Source organism: Waterburya sp. (assembly GCF_058530065.1).
On record NZ_JBZNBU010000389.1, the window covers coordinates 1 to 3,079 of the forward strand.

The 3,079-nt window shown below is 39.7% G+C and carries 3 protein-coding genes and 1 pseudogene; 3 read left to right on the forward strand and 1 reads right to left on the reverse strand.

All coding sequences use genetic code 11. The features are described 5' to 3' along the window. The coding region (locus AC33VI_RS22630) for a Uma2 family endonuclease (protein WP_491784523.1) at window positions 1–425 on the reverse strand (425 nt) is incomplete at its 3' end. A 213-nt stretch (window positions 426–638) separates the two neighbouring features. Between AC33VI_RS22630 and AC33VI_RS22635 the strand changes: the two genes are divergently transcribed. From AC33VI_RS22635 to AC33VI_RS22645, 3 genes and pseudogenes are all read left to right on the forward strand, one after another. Further along, the gene (locus tag AC33VI_RS22635; RefSeq protein WP_491784524.1) at window positions 639–1,517 is read left to right on the forward strand and encodes a bile acid:sodium symporter family protein; all 879 of its coding nucleotides are present in this window, start codon (window positions 639–641) and stop codon (window positions 1,515–1,517) included. An 86-nt stretch (window positions 1,518–1,603) separates the two neighbouring features. Then, the gene (locus AC33VI_RS22640; protein WP_491784525.1) at window positions 1,604–2,041 is read left to right on the forward strand and encodes a cupin domain-containing protein; all 438 of its coding nucleotides are present in this window, start codon (window positions 1,604–1,606) and stop codon (window positions 2,039–2,041) included. A 59-nt stretch (window positions 2,042–2,100) separates the two neighbouring features. Next, window positions 2,101–2,892: pseudogene (locus tag AC33VI_RS22645) on the forward strand (uracil-xanthine permease family protein); the annotation flags it as partial. Between the last annotated feature and the right edge of the window lie 187 nt (window positions 2,893–3,079).

Genomic DNA, 3,079 nt, shown 5'->3' on the forward strand with positions numbered 1-3,079 from the left:
CCACAATCCATATATTCCTGCATCTTTTGTTGTGCTTCAGCAAGATTATCGGTAGGGGATAACAACTCAATAACAAAATCGGGATCGATGGGTGCGTAGCCTCGTTTTTGTTTGTCGCTGAGACTATTCCAGCGGTTTGTAGCAATCCAACTGACATCGGGCGATCTGATTGCACCGTTAAACAACCTGAAGCCTGTGGAAGAATCGAATACTATTCCCAATTTTGTTTGCTGATTCCAATACCAGATTTGACCAAATAAATCTCCCTTGCGTTTTCCTGTTTCACTACCTGTTGGTGGCATGATAATTAGTTTTCCGTGTTGGTTAGTTTCAAATCTGAGATCGGGATTGTCACGACAGATTTTTTCCAGATCGCGATCGCAGATTGAATCAGTAAAAGCCTTCAGGTTGAGAGTATAATTCATAATTCTGGTAGGATGCACTCGATAATATTATAAATAGACTGCAATCATAGAAATAATAGTTAGTGAGCTACATTGGACTGTAATTGTCAATTGTCCATTATCCATTAAGAAACTCCTGAATTTATCCCCTGTTCTAAAATCAGCGATTGTAGAATACTAGCGATTGTAGAATACTGGCATGCCTTGTCTCTACTACCCTAATTGTTGTCACCTATGGAATCAAATTTCTTAACTGCAGTTTTCTTACCCCTAGCTTTGTTTATCATTATGACTAGCATGGGTATGGGTTTAACCATAAAAGATTTTCAAAGAGTAACTGTCGAACCACAGGGAGTATTTTTAGGTTTGATTGCCCAGCTAATTGTTTTGCCCTTAGTTGGTTTTTTGGTAGCCAAAATATTTACTCTTTCTCCAGAATTAGCGGTGGGTTTAGTAATTATTGCTGCTTGTCCTGGTGGTTCTACTTCTAACTTAATTACTTATTTGATTAAAGGCAACGTTGCTTTATCTATTACCCTGACGGCATTTTCTAGTTTAATTACAGTATTTACTATTCCTTTGGTCGTTAATCTAGCGATGCAAACTTTTTTGGGAGAAGCAACGAGTTTACAATTTTATCTGCTAGAAACCACCTTAAAGATTGCCGTAATTACTGTGATTCCTATCGGTTTGGGGATGCTAATTAGTCGTTATGCACCTCAATTTGCTGTTAAGGCAGAAAAGTTAGCTAAATATTTTTCTATTTTCTTTTTAGCAATAATTATTTTTGGCATTTTGCTAGTAGAAAGAGGCAATTTAGCTAGTTATATTTATCAAGTAGGCGGGGCGACTTTAGCTTTGAATTTGTTAACAATGGCTTTAGGATATGGCATTGGCACTATTGCCAAACTACCAGAAGATAGCGTTAAAGCGATCGCCGTAGAAGTAGGAGTACAAAATGGTACTCTAGCGATCGCAGTAGCTAGTTCTCCCACTTTTTTAAATAATTCGACAATGGCTATTCCTGGGGCAATTTATAGTTTGTTGATGTATTTTACCTGTGTAATATTTGGTTGGTGGTTAGGAAGTCGCAAGGTAGATATTGTTAACTAACAAAATGCTTGAATTTTCATTTTTCTCTTGAAAAAGCAATCATAAAATATTGATAACTAAAATCGAGAAGTAGTCAGGGTATTAATATGAACGAGCGTTGCGTGATTCCTGTAATCAAAACTCTCAAAGATTATCAGGCTTATAAAATTAGTCCAGAAGATAATAACCGCCTGGCAATTGTTTTTGATTCTCAAACTGCTGACAATTCCCTTACCGTCTGTGTCGAAATTTTTGAAGCTGGCAGCGCAACACCTCCCCACCGTCATAATCTGGCAGTAGAGATGTTTTTTATTCTCCAAGGAGAAGGAATAGCAGTTTGCGATGGTAAAGAAACTAATCTACAGACTGGAGACAGCATTTTGATGCCCAAAACAGGTACTCACTATCTCAAGAATACAGGGAAAGAACGTTTATATGCTTTGTGCATGATGGTGCCAAATGAAGACTTTTCAGAATTAATTCGCAACGGTACACCCGTAACTTTAGACGAACGGGATTTCCAAGTATTATCTAGAATTCATTGAACATTGAATGTTCAATGTTCAATGTTGCGATCGCCTAAATGATAAATGGTGAATGATAAATGATAAATGAAATAAATGAATATCGCTTTCGTGTTCGGGATTTCCTTTTAGGGGCGCAAATGTTATTTGTAGCGTTTGGGGCTTTGGTGTTAGTGCCAATCTTGGCGGGTTTAGATCCTAACGTGGCGTTATTTACTTCGGGGGTAGGAACTCTCTGTTTTCAACTGATAACAGGGGGGAAAGTTCCCGTATACTTGGCATCATCCTTTGCCTTTATTGCACCTATAAGTTTGGGCATCGAAAAATATGGTTTGTCTGCCACTTTATCGGGTTTGGCTGCTGCGGGAGTAGTTTATCTAATTCTTAGCTTGATTGTATTTAAAGGTGGTTCGAGAATCATCGATCGCATTTTACCAACTGTTGTTACCGCCCCTGTAATTATGGTTATTGGCTTGAGTTTGGCAAATACGGCAGTAGAGATGGCAACTGAGGGAACGGAAACCTATAGCGCGAGTACGGCAATCGTCGTGGCGGGGGTTTCATTGCTGGCAACGATGTTGACGGCAATTTTGACTCGCGGTTTCTGGCGGTTGATTCCGATCTTAGTAGGTATCTTGGCAGGATACATTGTGGCATTGCCTTTGGGTTTGGTAGATTTTAGCCCTATCGCCGAAGCTAACTGGCTGGCATTTCCCAGCTTTACCACACCGAGTTTTAATTTACCCGCAATTTTGTTTATTTTACCCGTCGCTATTGCCCCCGCGATCGAACATATCGGCGATGTGCTGGCAATTAGTTCGGTAACGGGCAAAGACTATTTACGCGATCCTGGGATACACCGCACATTATTAGCTCTCCTACCATTCGCGACTGCCACTTCAAACGACCCGAAGTTTTGTCCTCAAAGAATGGGTCTTGCACGCTTTTGGTGATCCAAGAATCAGGCGATCGCTACTGGCTAAAATGTCAATAAAAGAAGATTTTGTGAGTAAATAGAATGAGAGCTAAAAAAGCGGTTATTTATGTCAGAAAACCAGC

Bases quoted from the DNA above. Each gene is read 5' to 3' on its own strand.
- AC33VI_RS22635 (WP_491784524.1), top strand. From the start codon at position 639: ATGGAATCAAATTTCTTAACTGCAGTTTTCTTACCCCTAGCTTTGTTT.
- AC33VI_RS22640 (WP_491784525.1), top strand. From the start codon at position 1,604: ATGAACGAGCGTTGCGTGATTCCTGTAATCAAAACTCTCAAAGATTAT.